The following is a 20695-nucleotide window of genomic DNA, read 5'->3' as shown; positions in this document are numbered from 1 at the left end:
ATCCCTTTCAGCCAGACGCAATCCCCAAGTCGGTGGGACCGCCATAGACTCGCACTTTTCCGGGTAAAGCATGGCCTTTTTGGGGTCAGGCTTCAATCCGGGCCGAATTCACAATCGGGTCACCCGATCAACAAACCATGGCGACGGCGGATTATAGCAGATTGCGGCTGCGGACCCTACACCCTGGTATCGCGATAGGTGTTGATGGCAACAGTGGTGCACAGGCCGGCCCACTCGCAGTCCTGGCAGGCCTCACGCGTCAACCCGGCTGAAAAGGCGGTGCGCATGCTGGCCAGGGTTGCCGTGTCGAGGCTCAGGCGGGCGCCGACTCGGATCGGCCGGGCCAGCAATTTGCCAACGTCGCGTGCCGCGAGCCGGTCCCGCTCGGCAGCACTTTCGCGCAGGCAGTGCGGTTCCGGTTCGCCGAGCAGCGGGGCGCAGATGTCGTCGGGGCCCGAGACGATCAGGATGTCCTCGCCCCGGCGAAGACGCTCTGCGATGCCGTCATAATTGGCGATGAAGGCGGCGCTGTATCCCTTGCCGACATAGGTCAGCAGGCAAAGCAGATGATGGGCGCGCAGCCTGACGGTCATCGCCGGTTATGATGCGGTTTTGGCCGGGTTCGCCTTGTTGCCGGAAAACAGCTTCAGCGTGGCGGCGCCGAGCGCCGACTTCAGCAAGCCGCCAACGATGAAGGGCAGGAAGCCGAAGGTGATGGCCTGTTCGGCGCCGATCATGACGGCAAGCCACGCCGTGCCGAGAACCAGGCAGGCGAGATTGCCGAGCACCATGGCGGCGAAGGCGAGCATGACCCGGTGGCCGTTCCAGCCGCGTTCGGCCAGCCAGCCGACCAGTGCGCCGGTGAGCGGGAAGGCGAAGATATAGCCGCCAGTCGGCCCGAGGAAATGCTGCACGCCGGCAGCGCCGCCAGCCAATACCGGGAAGCCGACCGCGCCTTCGACAAGCCAGGCGGTGATGGTGATGGCGCCAAGCCGCCAGCCGTAGAGCGCGCCGATCAGCGTCACCGCGAAGGTCTGCATGGTCACCGGCACCGGAACCATCGGCACTTCGATATAGGACGACAGCGCCAGAAACAGCGTGCCGAGGACGACGGCGACGGCCTGCCAGCCAAGCGAGCGGCCTTGCAGGCGCAGCGGGCTGAAGGACGGCTTTGAGGACGAAAAAGCGATGTCGGTCACGCCGGCTTCCCTGACTGGTTTGAAATTATAGATAATTTCTGCATTCGATCTATTATCGAATCCATATTTCCGAGCCAATGACAACCCCCTCGTCCCGAAAAAGCTCCGAGATCGCATTGGGGCATTTACGCCTGGCGCAGGCCTTCAGCTGATTTTTAGATCCCTAGCCGACGATGGCGAAGGCGTCGCGGGTCCTGCCGGAGGCCGTCTTGACCGGCTTCTGGCCGATCCATTGCACATGCCGGCCAAGGGTGGCCGCTGCGGATTCGACATTGCCTTGCCGGAGCGCGCCTAGGATCGCCCGGTGATCCTGATCGGTGCGGATTTCCCATTCTGAGCGCCAGGCGGCGAACAGGAAGCGGGCGCTTGCCGCGTGCAAATCGTCGATGGTGGCGAGAAGGCGCGGCATGCCGCATGGCTGAAGGATCAGCCGGTGGAAGGTGCGGTTAGCCTCCTCCCAGGAGCGGACGTCACGGGATTTGTCGCCGGCCTTGGTCGCCTCCTCGGCGAGATCGAGAATGGCTACGGTCAGGTGCGGCGCCGCATGGCGCAGCGCCAACACTTCGAGTGCCGCCCGCATTTCGGCGACTTCCCTGACCTCGCCGAGGTCGAAAGACGCGACACGCACGCCGCGGCGCGGCTCGCCGATCGCCAGGCCTTGCGCCTCCAGACGCCGGAACGCTTCGCGCACCGGGACATGGCTGGTCTGGAATTCCTCGGCGATATGGTCCTGCCGCAGCCGGGCACCCGGTTCGATCGCGCCCGATATGATGCGGTCCGCCAGCACCTTGCTGATACGGACGGCGATGGTGTCGTCTGCGGTTTTTGCCATGATTTGTAGATAATTTGCATCGCGACGGCTTGTCGAGACGGCGGTCGCGTGATTTCGCGGCAAAGTTGCCTTTCAGTTCACCCGGCTGATGCAGAAATCGATGACGTCGATCAGCGCCGATTTCTGCGGCGTCGCCTCCAGCGGCGCCAGCGCGTCGCGGGCGATCTCGCCGAAATGGCGAGCACGGCCGATCGTGTCGGCGATGGCGCCATGGCGGCTCATCAGGCCGATCGCCTTTTCCAGCCCGGCATCGTCGGTGACATTGTCCTCGATGGCGCGCTTCCAGAAGGTGCGTTCGGCCTTGGTGCCGCGCCGGTAGGCGAGGATGACCGGCAGCGTCACTTTGCCTTCGCGGAAATCGTCGCCGACATTTTTGCCCAGCTCCTTGCTGGAGCCGCCATAATCCAGCACGTCGTCGATGAGCTGGAAGGCAAGGCCGAGATTCATGCCGTAGGAGCGCAGTGCGGCGCGATCGTTGCGTGTTGCCTGGGCGATGACCGGGCCGACTTCGGCGGCGGCCGAAAACAGCGCCGCGGTCTTGGCCTTGATGACGGCGAAATGCTCGTCCTCGGTGGTCTCTAAGTTCTTGGCGGCGGCAAGCTGCATCACCTCGCCCTCGGCGATGATGGAGGCGGCGCTCGACAGGATGTCGAGCGCTTCCAGCGAGCCGACATCGACCATCATGCGAAAAGCCTGGCCGAGCAGGAAATCGCCGACCAGCACGCTGGCCTGGTTGCCCCAGATCATGCGTGCGGTCTTCTTGCCGCGGCGCATGCCGCTCTCGTCGACGACATCGTCGTGCAGGAGCGTTGCCGTGTGCATGAATTCGACCGACGTGGCGAGCTTGACGTGGCCCTCGCCAGAATAGCCGAACATCTGCGCGGCCGCCAACGTCAACATCGGCCGCAGCCTTTTGCCGCCGGACGAGATCAAATGGTTGGCGACTTCCGGGATCATTTCGACGTCGGAACCGGCCTTCGACAGGATGAGTTCGTTGACGCGCCCCATATCGGCCGCCGTCAGGTCGATCAGGTCCTTGATGGAGGCGGCTTCCCGCTTCCCGTTTTCGATATTGAGAACGACACCCACCACAAACACTCCCGTCTATTCCATGCGCACGACGGCACCCTGTCCCTGATGGACTCTAGGGCGGCACCCACGGGCACGGCAAGAGGCGAATTGGCGCGGTTGCAACCGGCAAGGCGACCGCCCACGTTTACAGGAACGCCGCAACCTGCGATTTTCGTCCGATGATAGAGCTCATTCGCACCAACGATGCCGTGATCATCTCCTTTGTCGAATCGCTGATGCGCGATGCCGGCATTGCCTGTTTCGTCGCCGACCAGAACATGAGCGTGCTCGACGGTTCGATCGGCATCCTGCCCCGGCGCGTCATGGTCGACGCCGACCAGGCGGATGCGGCGCGGCGCATCCTGACGGATGCCGGCATCGCCAACGAGATCCGCCAAAAATAATGTCCGCTTCGCCCGCCGCCCTTGTTCCGGATACGCCCGCCCACACGGTCGATGCCTTCCATCGCGGTCGCTTCTGGCTGGTGCAGCCCCAGGCGGGCGGCCACCGCGCCGGCATGGATGCCATGATGCTGGCCGCCGCCGTGCCGTCCGCCTTTGCCGGCCGGCTTGCCGATTTCGGCGCCGGTGCCGGCGCCGCGGGCCTGGCGGTGCTGTCGCGCTGTTCGTCTGCCCGGGCCGTGCTGGTCGAACGCTCCGAGGAAATGGCGGGATTCGCTGCGACCACGCTTGCCCATCCCGGCAACGCCCATCTCGGCGATCGCGCCTCGGTGCTGGCCGCCGACGTCACGCTGTCGGGCAAGGCGAGAGGCGACGCCGGCCTTGCCGACAATTCCTTCGATTTCGTCATCATGAATCCGCCCTTCAACGCCGCCGAGGATCGCGCCACACCAGATCCGCTGCGCAAGCAGGCCCACGTGATGGAGGACGGGCTGTTCGAGAGCTGGATCCGCAGTGCCGCCGCGGTCGTGAGGCCGCGCGGCGGGCTCGCCGTCATTGCCCGGCCGGAGCAGCTCGGCGCGCTTCTCGATGCGATCGAGGGCCGCTTCGGCGACGCCGAACTGCTCTCGGTCCACCCGCGCCCCGAGGCATCGGCGATCCGCATCGTCGTCAGGGCGGCACTCGGCGCGCGCGGAAAACTGTCGATCCGCCCGCCGCTGATGCTGCATGCGCAATCGGGCAACGGACCAGCGGAGCGGACCGAGATGATCAACAACGGACTGGCGTCGCTGTTCGGCGACTGATCCGCCGGCCACATAGCATTGCTGTTGGCTGGAAAATCCCTACATGCCCGGAGCAAGTTCGCTGCGCCGTCCCAGAAACATAAGACCAAACCTGACCTGATCCTGCTCTTTGCACATTGACCGGAGACAACGCCCTCGTGAAACGCCTCTTGAACCGCCTGCTGCCGAAATCCTGGCGCTCCACCGTCGTCACCGTTCCGGTCATCCGGCTGCAGGGGATCATCATGGCAGGCGGCGGCCAGTTCCGGCCGAGCCTCTCGCTGGCGTCGACCGCCGGCCTGATCGAAAAGGCGTTTTCCTTCGATGCGCCGGCGGTTGCCATCTCGATCAATTCACCGGGCGGCTCGCCAGTGCAGTCGCGGCTGATCTTCAAGCGCATCCGCGACCTGGCGACGGAAAAGAACAAGAAGGTGCTGGTCTTCGTCGAGGACGTGGCGGCATCGGGCGGCTACATGATCGCCGTTGCCGGCGACGAGATTTTTGCCGATCCTTCCTCCATCGTCGGCTCGATCGGCGTGGTGTCGGCCTCGTTCGGCTTTCCCGAATTGATGAAAAAGATCGGCGTCGAGCGCCGCGTGCACACGGCCGGCCAGAACAAGGCGGTACTGGACCCGTTCAAGCCGGAGAAGAAGGAAGACGTCGAGCGGCTGAAAGCCCTGCAACTCGAGGTGCACGAGACCTTCATCGATCTCGTCAAGGAACGGCGCGGCACCAGGCTCAAGGACGACCCGGATCTGTTCACCGGCCTGTTCTGGACGGCAAAGAAGGGTCTTGAGCTCGGCCTTGTCGACGCGCTGGGCGATATGCGCACGGTGCTCAAGACCCGGTTCGGGCCAAAGACACAGCTCAAGTTGATCACGGCGCCGCGCGGCCTGTTCGGCCGTTTTGGCCTGTTCGGCTCGAGCAAAGGCTTTTCGGCGCCCGACATTGCCGCAGCGGCTGCCAGTGGCATCATCGATGCGGCGGAAGAGCGCGCGCTGTGGGCGCGCTTCGGGCTTTGAAAAAACAGTGAAACCGTCTAGCATATCGCCTTGACCGACCCGACCGGCCGCCTTCGCCGCCTTTTCGAGGGAGGAGTTTGAGATGCCGCAGATCATTTTCTTCGTCACCATTGGCGTGCTTGCCTATGTCGGCTACCGCTCCTTCGTCAGGGAAGCCGAACGCGTGACGGCCAAGATCCGGCGCACCGAAAAGCAGGCGGCCAACGGTACGATGGGAACACTGGTCAAGGACCCCAAGACCGGCGAATACCGCTTGGCCAAGGACTGACAGCATTTCCCTTGCAACCGACACATTGAACTCCGAGGCAGCGGCCCGGACTTGGCTTGCGCCCGCCAAGATCAATCTGGCGCTGCATGTCACCGGCAGGCGCGCCGACGGCTATCACCTGATCGAGAGCCTCGCCGTCTTCACCCGCTTCGGCGACAGGGTCGAGATCGAGCGCGCCGACAGCGATCTTTTTTCCGCTTCCGGCAAGTACGCGTCCGCGGTCCCACTCGACGACAGCAATCTGGTGGTGAAGGCGCGCGAGGCGCTGCGGCGGGAAGCCGGCCCGCAGCGGACGCCGCCTGTCGCCATCAGGCTGGAAAAGAACCTGCCGGTTGCCTCAGGCGTCGGCGGCGGATCGAGCGATGCGGCGGCGGTACTGCGCGGGCTCGTGGATGCCTGGAGGCTGGATATCGATGAGGCCGAACTGGCGCGCATCGGGCTTACGCTTGGCGCCGACATTCCCATGTGCCTGGCGGCAAAACCCCTCGTCGCGCGCGGTATCGGTGACGAGTTGTCGAGCGTACCGGATTTTCCGGCGCTCGGCCTGGTGCTGGTCAATCCCGGCACCGCCGTCTCGACGGCCGAGGTGTTCAAAGCGCTCGCCAGCCGCGACAATAACGGGCTGCCGCCGCTGCCCAGCAGAATCGACTTCCACAGCGTCCGCAACTGGCTGGAGATCACCCGCAACGATCTCGAACCGGCGGCGCGCGCGATCCAGCCGGCCATCGGCAAGACATTGTCGGTGCTGAACAAGGCTGGAGCGGGATTTGCCCGGATGTCGGGCTCCGGCGCCACCTGCTTCGGGCTGTTCGAGACCGGCAATGTCGCCAAGCGTGCCGCACTCGACATACGCAGCCGCCATCCCGACTGGTTCGTCGCCGCGACACGAAGCATGGAGGCTGACGCCCATGGCCAGGATTGACGAAAGCCGTCCCTTCATTCCCGTGCGCATTGCGGTTCTGACCGTTTCCGATACGCGCAGCCTTGCCGACGACAAGTCCGGCCAGACGCTGGCCGACCGCATCACGGAGGCCGGCCACATCCTTGCCGCCCGCGATATCGTCACCGACGACCGTGACAAGGTCCGCGACAAGGTGCTTGGCTGGTCGCAGGACAAGGACATCGATGTCGTCATCACCACCGGCGGCACCGGCTTCACCGGCCGCGACGTGACGCCGGAGGCGCTGGAGCCGATCTTCGAAAAGCGAATGGACGGCTTTTCCGAAGTGTTCCACCGCATCTCCTACGACAAGATCGGCACCTCGACGATCCAGAGCCGGGCGACCGGCGGCGTCGTCAACGCCACCTTCGTCTTCGTGCTGCCGGGATCACCCGGCGCCTGCAAGGACGCCTGGGACGGCATCCTGAAGCCGCAGCTCGACTACCGCCACATGCCCTGCAACTTCGTCGAGATCATGCCGCGCCTGGACGAGCATCTCAGGCGCGGATGAAGGATGGCCAGGTCGCAGGCAATTCGTTGCCGCGACTTTTGGTTTGCCAGGCAGAACCGCGCTTGCGCCTTCGAAGCGCCATTCCCAATCGGACGCCGGAAAAATAGTCTGCGCCACGACCTTCGTGAGCGAGACATGCGATGAACCGACACACCGGCGGCTGCCATTGCGGCAATATACACCTGACATTCGAAAGCGAGATCGAACCGCCGCAAATCGAGGTTCGCGCCTGCCAATGCTCCTTCTGTACCAGACATGGCTCGCGCGCCGCCGCCGATCCGGCCGGCAGGCTGATCATCGCGGTGAAGGACGAAACGCGATTGCGGAAATACCAGTTCGGACTGCGGACCGCCGATTACCTGATCTGCCGGGAATGCGGCGTCTATGTCGCCGCCATTGCCGGAGATAAGAGCGACGCTAGGGCGATCGTCAACATCAACGCGCTGGACGGCCGGATGCAGTTCAGCCGCGAGCCTGTCGCCGTGAATTTCGATGCCGAAAGCAGGGAGAGCCGCCTCGCCCGGCGGCGCTCGTTCTGGATGCCGATCGAGATGCGTTTCAGCGAATGACCGGTTCCCCGTGGAAGCGGCGGCGTGACGGTGACGAGACGCCGAAACCGACTTCCATCATCAGCCTCGGCGTGCGCGTCGGCACGGTGCCCATGTGGAAGCCGAACGGATCCTCGACGAAGCCGAGACCGGCTTCGCCGGTCAGCGTCACCGGGCTGTCGTCGCCGTAGACGCCGAGCACATCCGGCGCCGGATGGCCGACGAGCAGCGTCAGCTGGTGTTTCACGGCGCGGCGGTTATGGCTGCCGCGGACATAGACATGCGGACCGGTGTCGGCATCGACGGGCTTGAGATAGAAGAAGAATTTCAGCATCCGCCAGTCGTCCAGGTCGAAGTGGTATTTGCCGAGCGAGGCAAGGTTCTTGTCGGCATCCGAGGCCGCACCAGTCGGAAAGCTCCACCAGACGCGCGTCGTGATCAATTTCGCCTGGCCGCCGAGATAGTGCGCGGCGATATCAAGCAGCAGCGGGTCGTGCTGAATGGCCAAAGCGGCATCGCAATCGAGGATACGCTCGAAGAAATGGCCGCTGAGCAACGGGCGGCCAAAACGCTTTTCGGCCTCGGCATGCTCGCCTGGCATGAACTCGAGACGACGGTCGAAATTGCCGAAGCAAGGCGTGCGCTCGGCGAAGCTGGCAATTTCCTCGTGAATGGCCTGCGGCAGCACCAGCCCTGAAAACAACCCGTCCGCTTTCAATGCGCCGACAACCGCGGCGCGGTCGACGCCGGCAAACATCGTATCCTCGTTGCGTGTCGGCTTGGCCTGTTTGGCGCCGAGCCAGTGCAGGCGCCGACCCGGCATGGTGCGGGCGAGGACGAACATCGGCAACCAGGCGGGATTTTCGCGAAGATCGGTCAGATAGGTCGGGATGCGCGCTGCCATGCGGCGCAACATGCTGCCATTTCGCGCAATTGCCTCCAAGCTGGCGGCGCCGGATTTGTCTGGGCTTGTAAAGGTCATCGGGTCCTCGGGTATGAATGCGGCGCCGACGCAGCGTCGGTTGCTCACCGCTCCGGCATTACCCAAACCCGATTGTCCCGCGTGGAGGGAATGCTACGCCCCCGTCATATTTTGTGCAATGCACAATAGACAACGCACCGGCAACAAATTCACCTGGCCGTGGGAACGAGTGAAGCTCCGTCCGTTCGCGAAGGCGGGGCAAAGGGCCTCATTTCGATGGCGCGACCCAGATCTCCGCGTTGAGCCTCCTGGTCGCAAGGCCGCGCGCAATGGCCTCGGCGCTGCGGGCGCTTTTCGAGAGGGCGGCGGCCTGGCGCTTGCTGATCACCAGCCCCTCGGCCAGTGCCCGGTTGCCCGAAAAGACCCGTGCCAGGAACGGCGTACGGCTGCCCCGCGCCCGCGCAAACCGCGCCGGCATGGTTTGCCTCGCGGTGTGGGCGACAAGCTCGTCGATCCAGCCTTCCGAAAGCCGCGCGCCGGGCTCCAGCAACAGCAGCCAGTCGCCCTTGGCTTGCCTGATGCCGGCCGCGATGCCGCCGACGACATAGTGGCAGCCGGCATGCTCGGCGACACGGTGCGTCTGGTCGGTCGAACCGTTGTCGCAGACGATGACATCGCGCACCACGCCCTCGACCGCGCCGCCGATCAGCGAGGCGAGCGTGCGGGCAAGGCCCTCTTCGTCATTCAGGGTTTCGATGAGAACGCTGAGCATGTTTAGCCGAATAGCGGAAAGCCGCACGCCGCGCCAGTTTTTGCATCGCAGCATAGAAAGTTCTTGCTTTGTTCTCGTCGACAAAATAGGAATAGTTTCATGAATAGAGCGATTCGACAGCCTGCCGACAGTCCCTGGGAGAGGGCAAAGATGGAACAGATCGTGCGTGCCGACATTGCAGCCTTCGGGGCCGGGAGGGCCGAGATGGCGAATGCGATGATCGAGCAGAGCGGCATGCGCGTGCGGCCGGACCGCAATCGCGGCCGCTCTGCCGGCATCAATCCGTCCGGCCGCTTCGAGCCGGTCAGCCGGCATGTCTTCGACGACGGCTGGAATTCGCTGGAGGACCTGCCGCCGTTCAAGACCGAGGTGCAGGTCGAGAAGCCGCGCACGATTATCACCCGCAACGAGTCGCCCGACATTTCCTTCGACCGCTCGATCAACCCCTATCGCGGCTGCGAACATGGCTGCGTCTATTGCTTCGCCAGGCCGACGCACGCCTTCATGGGCCTGTCGCCGGGGCTCGACTTCGAATCGAAGCTGTTCGCCAAGCCGGACGCGGCACGGATGCTCGACAAGGAATTGTCGAAGCCCGGCTACCAGCCGCGCACCATCGCCATCGGCACCAACACAGATCCCTACCAGCCGATCGAGAAGCAGTACCGGATCATGCGCGAGATCCTCGAAGTGCTGGAGGCGCGCGGCCATCCGGTCGGCATCGTCACCAAGTCGGCGCTGGTGACGCGCGACATCGACATATTGTCGCGCATGGCCGAACGGGGCTTGGCCAAGGTGGCGCTGTCGGTGACGACGCTCGACCGCATGCTGGCGCGCACCATGGAACCACGCGCGTCGACGCCGACCAAGCGGCTGGAAGCGATCCGGCAACTTTCGGACGCAGGCATTCCGGCTTCCGTCATGGTGGCGCCGATCATACCCGGCCTTACCGATCCGGAGATGGAGCGCATCCTCGATTCGGCACGCGCCGCCGGCGCGCGTGAGGCCGGCTATGTCATACTTCGCCTGCCGCTGGAGGTGGCCCCGATCTTCAAGGACTGGCTGCTGCGGCATTATCCCGACCGCTACCGGCACGTCATGTCGCTGATCCGTTCGATGCGCGACGGCAAGGACTACGATTCGGAATGGGGCAAGCGCATGAAGGGTGCTGGACCCTATGCCTGGCAGATCGGCCGCCGCTTCGAGATCACCGCCAAGCGGCTCGGCCTCAACGCCGAGCGGCGGACGCTCAGGACAGACCAGTTCGTCGCCGCTGCCAATGCCACGGAGCAGTTGATGCTGCTTTAGGAAGATCGGGCACCGGCCTTCGCTGGCCGGTGCATGAGAAAAGAATCCCGTCCGGCCCTGTCCCCCCGGCCTGCAGACGGTGCCCTCCCGGTCCAGGTGCCCCACCCGACCCGGAGGGACTTGCGGAGAATCGGAGCCGATGCGAACCTCGCCGCAATATGGCTCGCGCGCGTTCCGATTCTCCGCTTCTTTTCGAAATCGTCGAGAAGCCCGACTTCTCCTTCGAGACGAAGGCGATGGCCGAAGGCCTATGGCCTGTGGCGGGGATGGACGAGGCCGGGCGCGGCCCGCTGGCCGGACCGGTCGTTGCGGCAGCGGTGGTGCTCAATCCAGCCAACATCCCGGAAGGTCTCGACGATTCCAAGCGCCTGACCCACCTGCAGCGAGAGGCGTTGTTCGCCAGGATCCTGGGATCGGCCTTTGCCGTCTCGATGGCCTCGATCAGCGCCGAAGGCATCGACGGCAGCAACATCCTCAAAGCCAGCCTGGAGGCGATGCGCCGCGCTGTCGCCGGTCTTTCCGTGCAGCCGAAGCTGGCGCTAGCCGACGGCCGCGACGTGCCGCCGGGCCTCACCTGCGCCGGGCGCGCGCTGATCAAGGGCGACCAGCGCTCGCAGTCGATCGCCGCCGCCTCCATCGTCGCCAAGGTGATGCGCGACCGCATGATGTGCGGCTGCGGCAACCACCACGACAGCTACGGCTTCGAGGTCCATATGGGCTATGCCACGGCCCGCCATCGCACCGCGATCGAAGCGCACGGCCCGGTGGCGCGGCTGCACCGCGTGTCGTTCGCGCCGTTCCGGCTGGGCGGAGCTGAGGTGGCCGACGAAGAGGGGCTAGCAGGGCTGGATTGAAGGGGCGGCACTTCGTCATCCTTGGGCTTGACCCGAGGATCCATGCCGTGACGGTCGCCGAGGAATGCGACCCATCAGAGTTTCTGCATCGTTGCGGCGTACGCAGGTCACGCATGGATCCTAGGGTCTGCGCCGCGTCGCTTCGCTCCTTGCTTCGCCCTAGGATGACGATCGACGAGACAACAAAAAAGCCGCCAGGTTGCCCGGGCGGCTTTCGATGATGTGCTTGCTGCTGTGACTTAGTTCAGCTTGGCCTTCACGTCCTGCAGCGAGGCCTTGAACAGGTCGGCGCCGGCCTTGGCGTCGATCTTGCCGGCAAGCAGCGTACGCGCTGCCTCGACGGCGATGTCGACGGCGCTGGCGCGCACTTCGGCGACTGCCTCGCGCTCGGCCTGGCCGATCTTCTGCTCGGCCAACGCGGTGCGCCGGGTGACATAGTCCTCGGTCTTCTTATGCGCCTCGGCGGCGAGCAGGTCGGCCTCGCGCTTGGCGGCGGCGACGATGTCGGCGGCCTCCTGCTCGGCTTCCTTGCGCTTCTTCTGGTACTGGCCGAGCAGCTGCTGGGCCTCTTCGCGCAACCGGCGGGCTTCCTCGAGCTCGTTGCTGATCTTGGCGGCGCGGGCGTCGAGTGCCTTGGCGATCAGGCGCGGCACCTTGATGTAGACGGCAACGCCGAGGAAGATGAACAGGGCAACCGTGGCCCAGACTGTCGCGAGAGATGTGGCGTCCATGATGCGCTCCTCACCGGGCCACGGATTTGACCGCGGCCGCGATCTCGGCCTTGCTGGCCTTACCGCCGACAAGCGCCTCGACGATGGCCGAAGCGGTGTCCTCGGCGATCGAACCGACTTCCTTCATGGCATTGGCCTTGATGGAAGCGATGCTGGCTTCGGCCTCGCCGAGCTTCTTGTCGAGGGCAGCCTCGACCTTCTTGCGCGCGATCTCGGCTTCGGCCTTGGCGGCGTCGTTGGCCTGCTGGCCGATGGCGTTGGCCTTGGTCTTGGCTTCCGCCAGTTCCTGCTCGTAAGCAGCAACGGCGGCGTCGGCCTCGCCCTTCAGCTTGGCGGCGTGGTCAAGGTCCTGGGTGATGCGGTCGTTGCGGACATCGATGATGCCGCCGAGACGCGGCATCACCACCCGCTTCAGGAACAGGTAGAACAGCCCGAAGGTGATCGCCAGCCACAGAAGCTGCGACGGGAACGTCGCCGGATCGAATGGCGGGAACGTGCCGTGCGCCTCTCCGGGCACCGCGGTGCCGGCATGCGTTTCGGCTCCCGCACCGGCGGTGCCTTCGGCAGCCGGCGCTGACTCTTCTGCAAAGGCAGATGTCACGAACATGGACTATCCCCTGATATCAGGCCTGCCGCAGGATCGCGGCCGGCCTGCCCAATCTTCCCGAGTGCTCAGCCGAACAGGGCCAGAAGCGCGATGAGAAGGGAGAAGATGCCCAGAGCTTCGGTCACGGCGAAGCCGAAGATCAGGCGGCCGAACTGGCCATCGGCGGCCGACGGGTTGCGCAGAGCGCCCGCCAGGTAGCTGCCGAAGATGTTGCCGAGGCCAATGCCCGCGCCGCCCATGCCGAGGCAAGCGATACCAGCGCCGATGTACTTTGCTGCTTCTGCGTCCATTTCAAACTCCTTTGGATCTATAATTCCGTTGCATTTCCATCCGGCGGCAATGCCGGAAACTTGTTGTCAGTGCCCGGGATGCAGGGCGTCGTTGAGATACATGCAGGTCAGCACGGCAAACACGTAGGCCTGCAGGAAGGCGACCAGCAGTTCAAGCGCCGTCAGCGCCACGGCCATGGCCAGCGGCAGAACCGAACCGGCGACGCCGACCGCGCCGAGCGCGCTGAGGCTGACGACGAAGCCGGAGAACACCTTGAGCGTGATGTGGCCGGCCAGCATGTTGGCGAACAGACGAACCGAGAGGCTGACCGGGCGCGACACGAAGGAGATCACTTCGATCAGCACCACCAATGGCAGCAGGAACACCGGCACGCCATGCGGCACGAACAGCTTCAGGAAGCCGAGGCCATGCTTCATGAAGCCGTAGACGACCACGGTTCCGATGACCAGCGCGGCGAGGCCGAAGGTGACGATGATGTGGCTGGTGACGGTGAAGAAATAGGGAAACAGGCCGAGCAGGTTGGCGACCAGCACGAACATGAACAGCGAAAACACGAAGGGGAAGAACTTCAACCCCTGCGTTCCCGCAGCGTCCCTCAGCATGTTGGAGACGAACTCGTAAGCCATCTCCGAAACCGACTGCAGGCGGCCCGGAACAAGGCTGCGGCTCGCGGTGGTCAGATAGAGGAACGCCGATGCGACGGCGACCGTCGCGACCATGAACAGCGCCGAATTGGTGAAGGACAGGTCGTAGCCGCCGATGTTGATCGGAATCAACTTGACGATATGGAACTGGTGGATCGGATCGACCTTGTCAGCAGCCACTTTACATCCCCGTCAAAGCCGCGTGCGGCTTCAGTGTCCTGTTTTCGCGCCTTTGACAGCGCCTCGTCTTAGTCTTTCGGATCGCGCGTTTTATCGCCCTGTCCGAATTCCGCCATCATTCCCGCCGAGCGCAGGACATTGAGCACGCCGGCGCCAAAACCCAGCAGCAGACCGATGATAAGACCCCATGGCGATGTTCCCGCCATACGGTCCAAGAACCAGCCAAGGCCGACGCCCACCACTATGCCGGCGATGAACTCGCTGGATAGTTTGAGCGCCTGGCCATATCCGGCCACACTGCCCACTTTCGCGTCTTTCCCCTCGAGCCGGTCCGGCCGTCTTGTCGCAAGCGATGCTTCAAGATCGCGCCGGCGGCGCTCAAGATCGTCGTCGCGGATGTCGGCTTCGTGCTGTTTGCCGCGGCCGGTTTCTCCGGTTCCGTCTGGCCCGTTTTTGTCGGCCATCGCAACCCCCCTGCCCGGTCAGATCGTCGCCGTCCGTCCGCTACCAAAGTCGCCGGCAACATAGTTAGAGGGTCCGCGCCCGTCAAGCCACGGGCCGAACTTCAATGTGATGTATTTTTCCTAGTTAAATCAATCACTTATTTAGGTGCGACATCGTGCCCGCCGCAGTTGCGGGCATGTACCTGCCGAATCCTTGCGGTGACGGGTCTTTGGCTGCCGGGCCCTGAAGCCTTTCCGGCTCGCCGGAAACGCCCGGCCGGTGACCGCTCAGCTCCAGCCGCCGCCATAGGTGCGATAGAAGATATGCAGGCCGATTTTGGTCATCTTCTTCATCGTGCGCGCCCAGCCCGGATGGACATAGTTAGCGTAATAATGGGTCGAGGAGCCGACTTCCGGAATGAAGATCTTGCCGGCGGTGACGGCCATGGCGACATCCTGGGCGGTCTTGTAGGCGACAGGATTTTCGATGCGCTTCTTGCGGCCGTCGCAGGCGAAGGAGAACTGGCAGCGATTGTACCAATGGTCGTTCTGGTAGACGACGCCGCAGATCGAATTCGGATAGGCCGGGTTGCGGACGCGATTGAGGATGACCTGGGCGACGGCGGCCTGGCCGCGCACGGATTCGCCGCGCGCCTCGAAGTAGATGCCGTTGGCAAGGCATGCCTGCTCCGGCTTGGAAAAGACGCTGGCCGGCAGCGGGTTCTGGATCCACGAGTGATCGCCCTTGCTCATCGGCGGGATGAAGCGGCCGCTGTTCGGCTGTTCGTCCTGCAGCAGGGCCTCGAAGGGCGAGGCCTTGGCGTAATCGGGTTCGGCCTGCGCATAGGCGGTGGCCAGTACATCCGGTTTGTCATTGTTGACGAGAGCCGCGAGCATGGCTGGGACGCCAGGATCTGGCTTCTCGTCCTCGCGGACGTGGAAGGCCTGGGCGATCTGGATCTCCTTGCCCTTGATGCCAGGCTTAGCGAAGGCGAGCTTCAGGCCGCTGTCCATGCTCGGGCGCAGCAGCGAGGAGGTGCGCTCGAAGATCGAGCCGGCGTTGAAGTTCTTTGGAGGCGCCACCGGCGAGATATGGACGATGCGGCCCTTCTTGTCGGCGCGCATGATACGATCCTCGTCTGGCATCGTGCCGGCGACGTTGCCCTTGCCGCGAAACGATACGGCGCCAATGCCGGGCAACTTGACGCCCGACCCGGAGATCGAGCCGGTGGAGACGGAATCGACGAACGGCATTTCGGCGGCATGCACAGAACCGGCGACGGATTTCTCGACATAGGCGTTCCAGCGGGCGTTCGGTTTCTCCAGGCCGGAGACCAGGCTGGTCATGTCCTGATAGGCAATGACGGTCGGGAAGCCGACCCAGATGCCGAGCCCGATGATCAGCGGAGACAGGAACGAACGTCTTTTCTCACCGGCGACGGCGGCCAGCCGCTTCAAGACACGTCGATGCACGGAACTCTCCAGAAACGCAACTGACCCTCTGGAGAGTCAAAATGATGCATTAACCTTGATGGGGCGTTAACGAGTTCGATCGTGTTTTTTTGATGTTGATCCGAAAAGGGACGTGTCCGCCCCCCTCAACCAGGCGGTCGGAGAAAGATCGGCCAGGCGATCAGTGCGCAGACGGCCGCCGCCAGCCATACGCCCGCCCATGACGAGAGCAGCAGCAATCCCGGAATGCCCGCCGGCACCAGGAAGAAGGCGATGAAGACGAAGCTGTTGGCGAGGCCGAGCGCCGTTCCGGCACGGCTGGCGCCGGCAAGCGTGGCGAGCTCGGTATAGGCGACACCATGCCAGGCGGAGACCGAGATGCCGGCAACGACCAGCACCACCGCAACCGCCGGCATCAGCACGGGCTGCCAGCCGGGCGTGGCGGCGGCCGCCAGGACCAGCAGGCCAAGACCGGCGAAGGCAAACGCGCTCAACGCGCTGCAGAGCCGCAGGAACGGGCGGCGGTTGCGGTGGCGGTCGGTGAAGCGGCCGCTCCAGACGCGCAGGACCATGGCGCCGACCTGAACGGCGGCGAGGCTGGCGCTGATCACCAGCGTGCCCATGCCGGCGAAATCGTGCAGGAAGACGGACGCGAAGGTAAGCACCGCCACCTGCGGAAAGCAGAGCAGGCCGATGGCCGTCGCGAGGCGCCAGACCTCGAGGTTGCGCAGCGGCGCCGGACCGGCTGGTCTTGCCGCGACCGCATTGCCGGCATCGTCTCCCGCCGGCGGCTGATGCAACCAAAGCCAGGCGAAGAAAGCCGAGACCGCCGACGCCGACGCCAAAAGACCAAAGACCACGGCAAAGCCGTAGGCCGACGCCAGCGACGGCAGGACAAGCGCGCCGAGCCCACCGCCCAGCGGCACCGCGGTCTGCCTGATGCTCATGGCAAAGCCGCGCTCGCCCTCTTGAAACCAGGCCATGATGGCGCGGCCGCTGGAGCCATTGACGCTGCCGCCAAGCAGACCTGCAACCAGCAGGCTGGCGGCAAGCACGGCAACGTCGGGAACATGCGATGCCGACGGCACAATGAAGAACGCCATGAGCAGGAGCCAGGCCGCGGTCGCACCAAGCCCGGTCAGCAGCACGCCGCGATCGCCCCAGCGATCGGTGAGCAGGCCCCAGGGCAGTTCGCTCAGCGCGACACCCAGCCCGAGAAGGCCAAGTGCGAGGCCGAGCTGGCCGTTGCCCAGGTGATAGCCCTGGCGCATGAACACCGCCGTTGCCGGAATGCCGCTGAAGATGGTGGAGAAGCTGGCGTTGGCGGCGACGCCGATGCCGAGCACCTTCCAGCGGTGATGCCTATTGGGAGAAGCCGCCTCGGGAGACGTGGCGATCCCCGGCCGGGACCGGCCCGGGAGGCGATTTGCGTGTGTGACGATGACCGACATGGCTCGGCTCCTGCGATGGACTGGGACCTTGACGCACCGTCTCTACCGCCATAGATTCATCCTGAATATTGGGAAGTTTTTAACATTCATTCCCGAAAAACAGGATTATTATCATGCGACGCGTAACCTTCGACCTCGACGTCCTCAGAAGCTTCGTCACCGGCATGGAGCTGGGCAGCTTCGCCAAGGCGGCCGACCGGCTGGGGCGCTCGACCTCGGCGGTCAGCGCGCAATTGAAGAAGCTGGAGGAACAGGCGGCGACGCCAATCTTCCGCAAGGCTGGCCGCGGCCTGGCGCTGACCGAAGCCGGCGAGACGATGCTTGGATATGCCCGCCGGCTGATCGAGCTCAACGACGAGGCGGCGTCCGCCATCCACGACGTCGAGCTGGAAGGCTGGGTAAGGCTCGGGCTGCAGGAGGATTTCGGCGAAGCGGTGCTGCCGGAGGTGCTGGGGCGTTTTGCCCGCGCCCATCCCAAGGTCAAGATCGAGGCGCGGATCGCGCGCAGCCATGAGCTTGCCGAACGGATCACGGCGGGCAGCCTCGACATCGCGCTGGCCTGGCACAATGGCGCGACGCTGCCCTACAGCCGGCATGTCGCCGACGTGCAGATGCGCTGGGTCGGCCCGGCAAGGCTGATCGAGGCCGGACTGCGCCAAGGCGAGCCGCTGCCGCTGGTGGCGCTGGAAGCGCCTTGCCTGCTGCGCACGGTGGCGACGGAGACGCTCGACCGCGCCGGCCTGTCGTGGCGGATGGCCTTCTCAAGCCCCAGCCTTGGCGGCATCTGGGCGGCGGTCGCCGCCGGGCTCGGCCTGACGATCCGCACCGATATCGGCCTGCCCGCCAGTGTCAGGGCAATGGCGCCGCAGGTGCTTGGGCTGCCCGCGCTGCCAAAAATGGCGCTGGTCCTGCACCAGAAAGAGGCCGAGCTGGACCCGGTGGCGGCGCGCCTTGCCGACATATTGTTGCAGGCGGCGTTGCAGGCGCTGCCCGAAAGCGCCGAGGCCGATGAAGGCCTGAGGAATGTCGCTTAGCCTTCAGCTTCGTCATCCCAGGGCCAAGCAGGAGCAAAGCGACGTCGCGGAGACCTGGGATCCATTCCGTGACCTGGGTCGAAGAATGAGCGGAGCAGAATTCTGCACCGCAGCAGCGCTCTGAAGTTACGGCATGGATCCTGGGATCTGCGGCGTCGCTGCGCTCCTTGCTCCGCCCCAGGATGACGAAGCGATGGGCGTTTCCGCTAATCGCCAAGGCGCTGCCGCTCAGCGCTTCTTGGCCCTGCCGGCAAAGGGATTGTCCGAGGTGCGCAAGGCGATGCGAATCGGCACGCCCGGCATGTCGAAGGCTTCGCGCAGGCTGTTCGAGAGATAGCGTACATAGGATTGCGGCATCGCATCAGGCCGCGAGCACTGTACGACAAAGCCCGGCGGGCGGGTCTTCGCCTGGGTGACATATTTGATCTTGAGCCGACGGCCGGCGACGGCGGGCGGCGGATGATGCGCCAAAATGCCTTCCAGCCAGCGGTTGAGCTTGCCGGTCGAGACGCGGCTGTTCCACACCTTGTGCGTCCTGATGACCGCATCCATCAGCTTGTCGAGGCCGCGCCCGGTCTCGGCCGAGACCGTCACCGCCTGCATGCCGCGTGCCTGCGGCAGCAACCGCTCGGTCTTCTCACGCAGTTCCGCCAGGAGTTCCTGCGGTCTGTCGATCAGGTCCCATTTGTTGAAGGCGATCACCGGCGCGCGGCCCTCGCGGATGATCAGGTCGGCGATCTGCAGATCCTGCTTCTCGAAGGGGATGGTGGCGTCGAGAACGATGATGACGATCTCGGCGAAACGGATGGCGCGCAGGCCGTCCTGCACCGACATTACTTCCAGCTTCTCGTGGATCCTGGCCTTGCGGCGCATACCGGCGGTGTCGAACAGTTTTAGCCGGCGGCCGCGCCAGTCCCAGTCGACGGAGATGGAATCGCGGGTGATACCGGCTTCCGGCCCGGTCAAAAGCCGCTCTTCGCCGATCAGCGCATTGATCAGCGTCGACTTGCCGGCGTTCGGGCGGCCGACGACGGCGATGCGCATCGGCTTGGTGTCGTCGTAGCTCGGCTCGGCATCCGGATCGGCGATATCCTCGCCGATCAGCACCTCGCTGGCGGCGACCTCTTCGTCATCTTCTTCTTCCTCGCCGAAGGCGCGCTCCTCGCCAAGCGCCGCGATCACGGCGTCGCGCAAATCAGGCATGCCCTGGCCGTGCTCGGCCGAGACCGGGATCGGCTCGCCGAGACCGAGCTCCCAGGCTTCCAGCATGCCGCCCTGGGCGCCCTTCGCCTCGGCCTTGTTGGCAACCAGCACGACCGGCTTGCCGGATTTGCGCACGATTTCGGCAAAGGTCCTGTCGTCAGGCAGCAGGCCGGACTTGGCGTCGATGGTGAAGAAGATCAGATCGGCTTCGCGGATGGCGATCTCGGTCTGCGCGCGCATGCGGCCAGGCAGCGTCGAGGCCGCCGCGTCCTCGAAGCCGGCGGTGTCGATGACGTCGAAATGCAGGTCGTAGAGCTTGGCCGCATGGACGCGTCGATCGCGGGTGACGCCCGGCGTGTCGTCGACAAGCGCCAGCTTCCTTCCCACCAGCCGATTGAAAAGAGTCGATTTGCCGACGTTAGGCCGGCCGATGATGGCGACTTTGAAACTCATGCATCACGACGCGCTGCCCGACCCGCGGATCAGCTCGGACATCAAAGTCGCCCGCTGGCGCGCATTGCGCGGGGCACCGTCATCCGAGGCGATCTGGTCGAACAGTTTCAGCGCATCCTGAGACTTGCCTTCCTTCCAGGCGGCAAGACCGAGCGCTTCGCGCGCGGTGTGGCGCAGCGTGTTGGTGTCTGCGGTCAGCGCCTCGACGCGGCTGGAGACGTCGGCGAACGTGCCGTGATCGACGAGCAGGAGTGCTGCTCTGAGGCGCGCCATGTCGCGGATGCCCGAGGGAATGGCGGTGTCGGCGGCAACGTCGTCGAAATCCTTGACAGCCGCATCGACATCGCCCTTGTCGGCCTTGACGGTCGCGGCGCGCATGCGGGCGAGCAGCGGATAGGCGCCGTAGCCGTCCTTCTCCAGTGAATCCAGCGCGGCCAGCGCCTCGTCGCTCTTGCCGTCATTGGCGAGCTTCAGCGCCTGCGAGAAAGCGTCACCCGAGCGGTTGGCGCGCCTCTCGTCCCAATAGCGGTAGCCGACGACGGCGGCGGTGCCGAGCACCACCAGGATGGCAAGGACAAGCAGGGCCGGACCGAAACGGTCCCACAGCGCGTGCGCCTGTTCGCGACGAATCTCTTCGTTGACTTCGCGGATAAAACTGTCGTCCGACATCATCAAAACCATTGCAGCCCCGGCCGGGGCGCTTCTTGAGCCCGCGTTTTAGCGAAATTTTGTCGGCATGGAAGGGGCTTGGCAGGAAAATCGGCGGATAGAGGTCCAGG

The 20695-nt window shown here is 64.6% G+C and carries 25 protein-coding genes; 10 read left to right on the top strand and 15 right to left on the bottom strand.

What is annotated here, in order from left to right; genetic code table 11:
• Window positions 1–176: 176 nt before the first annotated feature.
• From D3227_RS11490 to D3227_RS11475, 4 genes are all read right to left on the bottom strand, one after another.
• Window positions 177–593 carry a DUF1284 domain-containing protein gene (locus tag D3227_RS11490; RefSeq protein WP_120014220.1) on the bottom strand — a complete coding sequence of 139 codons (417 nt, stop codon included), beginning with the start codon at window positions 591–593 and terminating at the stop codon, window positions 177–179.
• A gap of 6 nt (window positions 594–599) precedes the next feature.
• Window positions 600–1199 (bottom strand): biotin transporter BioY, encoded by a 600-nt coding sequence (locus D3227_RS11485; RefSeq protein WP_120014219.1) that lies wholly within the window; start codon window positions 1197–1199, stop codon window positions 600–602.
• 163 nt (window positions 1200–1362) lie between these two features.
• Window positions 1363–2031, bottom strand: a complete 669-nt coding sequence (locus D3227_RS11480) for a GntR family transcriptional regulator (RefSeq protein ID WP_120014321.1) — start codon at window positions 2029–2031, stop codon at window positions 1363–1365.
• Window positions 2032–2103: 72 nt separating this feature from the next.
• Entirely contained in the window at window positions 2104–3120 is a 1017-nt protein-coding gene (locus D3227_RS11475) for a polyprenyl synthetase family protein (RefSeq protein ID WP_120014218.1), read from the bottom strand.
• Window positions 3121–3281: 161 nt separating this feature from the next.
• On the opposite strand from D3227_RS11475, the gene D3227_RS11470 reads away from it, so the two are divergent.
• From D3227_RS11470 to D3227_RS11440, 7 genes are all read left to right on the top strand, one after another.
• Window positions 3282–3506: a putative signal transducing protein gene (locus D3227_RS11470; RefSeq protein ID WP_120014217.1), complete on the top strand. Its 225-nt coding sequence runs from the start codon at window positions 3282–3284 to the stop codon at window positions 3504–3506.
• Window positions 3506–4306 carry a tRNA1(Val) (adenine(37)-N6)-methyltransferase gene (locus D3227_RS11465; protein WP_120014216.1) on the top strand — a complete coding sequence of 267 codons (801 nt, stop codon included), beginning with the start codon at window positions 3506–3508 and terminating at the stop codon, window positions 4304–4306. Before D3227_RS11470 ends, D3227_RS11465 begins: the two co-directional genes overlap by 1 nt.
• Window positions 4307–4443: 137 nt before the next feature.
• Window positions 4444–5307, top strand: coding sequence for a S49 family peptidase (locus D3227_RS11460; protein ID WP_120014320.1), 864 nt, complete (start codon window positions 4444–4446; stop codon window positions 5305–5307).
• An 82-nt stretch (window positions 5308–5389) separates the two neighbouring features.
• A complete protein-coding gene (locus D3227_RS11455) occupies window positions 5390–5575 on the top strand; it encodes a hypothetical protein (protein ID WP_120014215.1) in 186 nt (61 codons plus the stop codon).
• A 25-nt stretch (window positions 5576–5600) separates the two neighbouring features.
• Complete coding sequence (locus tag D3227_RS11450) at window positions 5601–6497, top strand: 4-(cytidine 5'-diphospho)-2-C-methyl-D-erythritol kinase (RefSeq protein ID WP_120014214.1); 897 nt, start codon at window positions 5601–5603, stop codon at window positions 6495–6497.
• Window positions 6484–7026, top strand: coding sequence for a molybdenum cofactor biosynthesis protein B (moaB, locus tag D3227_RS11445; RefSeq protein ID WP_120014213.1), 543 nt, complete (start codon window positions 6484–6486; stop codon window positions 7024–7026). The genes D3227_RS11450 and moaB overlap by 14 nt, the downstream gene beginning before the upstream one ends.
• Window positions 7027–7166: 140 nt before the next feature.
• Complete coding sequence (locus D3227_RS11440; RefSeq protein ID WP_120014212.1) at window positions 7167–7595, top strand: GFA family protein; 429 nt, start codon at window positions 7167–7169, stop codon at window positions 7593–7595.
• On the opposite strand, the gene D3227_RS11435 is transcribed toward D3227_RS11440, so the two are convergent.
• Both D3227_RS11435 and D3227_RS11430 read right to left on the bottom strand, forming a co-directional pair.
• Window positions 7585–8556 carry a hypothetical protein gene (locus D3227_RS11435; RefSeq protein WP_120014319.1) on the bottom strand — a complete coding sequence of 324 codons (972 nt, stop codon included), beginning with the start codon at window positions 8554–8556 and terminating at the stop codon, window positions 7585–7587. The genes D3227_RS11440 and D3227_RS11435 overlap by 11 nt on opposite strands.
• 208 nt (window positions 8557–8764) lie before the next feature.
• Complete coding sequence (locus tag D3227_RS11430) at window positions 8765–9268, bottom strand: glycosyltransferase (protein WP_120014211.1); 504 nt, start codon at window positions 9266–9268, stop codon at window positions 8765–8767.
• Window positions 9269–9418: 150 nt separating this feature from the next.
• Here D3227_RS11430 and D3227_RS11425 point away from each other — a divergent pair, with 150 nt between their 5' ends.
• Together D3227_RS11425 and D3227_RS11420 are read left to right on the top strand one after the other, a co-directional pair.
• On the top strand, window positions 9419–10573 hold the full coding sequence (locus tag D3227_RS11425; protein WP_120014210.1) for a PA0069 family radical SAM protein: 1155 nt from the start codon (window positions 9419–9421) through the stop codon (window positions 10571–10573).
• Window positions 10574–10731: 158 nt separating this feature from the next.
• Window positions 10732–11427, top strand: a complete 696-nt coding sequence (locus D3227_RS11420) for a ribonuclease HII (RefSeq protein ID WP_120014209.1) — start codon at window positions 10732–10734, stop codon at window positions 11425–11427.
• Between the two features lie 239 nt (window positions 11428–11666).
• Here D3227_RS11420 and D3227_RS11415 read toward each other — a convergent pair whose 3' ends face one another.
• The 7 genes from D3227_RS11415 to D3227_RS11385 all read right to left on the bottom strand — a co-directional run bounded on the left by D3227_RS11415 (window position 11667) and on the right by D3227_RS11385 (window position 17226).
• Entirely contained in the window at window positions 11667–12158 is a 492-nt protein-coding gene (locus tag D3227_RS11415) for a F0F1 ATP synthase subunit B (protein ID WP_120014208.1), read from the bottom strand.
• A 10-nt stretch (window positions 12159–12168) separates the two neighbouring features.
• A complete protein-coding gene (locus D3227_RS11410) occupies window positions 12169–12765 on the bottom strand; it encodes a F0F1 ATP synthase subunit B (protein ID WP_120014207.1) in 597 nt (198 codons plus the stop codon).
• Between the two features lie 65 nt (window positions 12766–12830).
• Window positions 12831–13055 carry a F0F1 ATP synthase subunit C gene (locus D3227_RS11405; RefSeq protein WP_006206606.1) on the bottom strand — a complete coding sequence of 75 codons (225 nt, stop codon included), beginning with the start codon at window positions 13053–13055 and terminating at the stop codon, window positions 12831–12833.
• A 66-nt stretch (window positions 13056–13121) separates the two neighbouring features.
• Window positions 13122–13880, bottom strand: coding sequence for a F0F1 ATP synthase subunit A (locus D3227_RS11400; protein WP_120014206.1), 759 nt, complete (start codon window positions 13878–13880; stop codon window positions 13122–13124).
• Window positions 13881–13948: 68 nt separating this feature from the next.
• Window positions 13949–14344 (bottom strand): AtpZ/AtpI family protein, encoded by a 396-nt coding sequence (locus D3227_RS11395; protein ID WP_120014205.1) that lies wholly within the window; start codon window positions 14342–14344, stop codon window positions 13949–13951.
• Window positions 14345–14611: 267 nt separating this feature from the next.
• A complete protein-coding gene (locus D3227_RS11390; RefSeq protein ID WP_120014204.1) occupies window positions 14612–15796 on the bottom strand; it encodes a cell wall hydrolase in 1185 nt (394 codons plus the stop codon).
• Between the two features lie 125 nt (window positions 15797–15921).
• Window positions 15922–17226, bottom strand: a complete 1305-nt coding sequence (locus D3227_RS11385) for an MFS transporter (protein ID WP_120014203.1) — start codon at window positions 17224–17226, stop codon at window positions 15922–15924.
• A gap of 113 nt (window positions 17227–17339) precedes the next feature.
• Here D3227_RS11385 and D3227_RS11380 point away from each other — a divergent pair, with 113 nt between their 5' ends.
• Window positions 17340–18260: a LysR substrate-binding domain-containing protein gene (locus D3227_RS11380; RefSeq protein WP_120014202.1), complete on the top strand. Its 921-nt coding sequence runs from the start codon at window positions 17340–17342 to the stop codon at window positions 18258–18260.
• A 228-nt stretch (window positions 18261–18488) separates the two neighbouring features.
• On the opposite strand, the gene der is transcribed toward D3227_RS11380, so the two are convergent.
• Entirely contained in the window at window positions 18489–19916 is a 1428-nt protein-coding gene (der, locus tag D3227_RS11375; protein ID WP_120014201.1) for a ribosome biogenesis GTPase Der, read from the bottom strand.
• A 3-nt stretch (window positions 19917–19919) separates the two neighbouring features.
• Entirely contained in the window at window positions 19920–20585 is a 666-nt protein-coding gene (locus D3227_RS11370; RefSeq protein ID WP_120014318.1) for a tetratricopeptide repeat protein, read from the bottom strand.
• Window positions 20586–20695: the final 110 nt, after the last annotated feature.

Source organism: Mesorhizobium waimense (assembly GCF_003601975.1).
Taxonomy (GTDB): domain Bacteria; phylum Pseudomonadota; class Alphaproteobacteria; order Rhizobiales; family Rhizobiaceae; genus Mesorhizobium; species Mesorhizobium waimense.
This window is presented reverse-complemented; position numbering and strand designations above follow the sequence as displayed.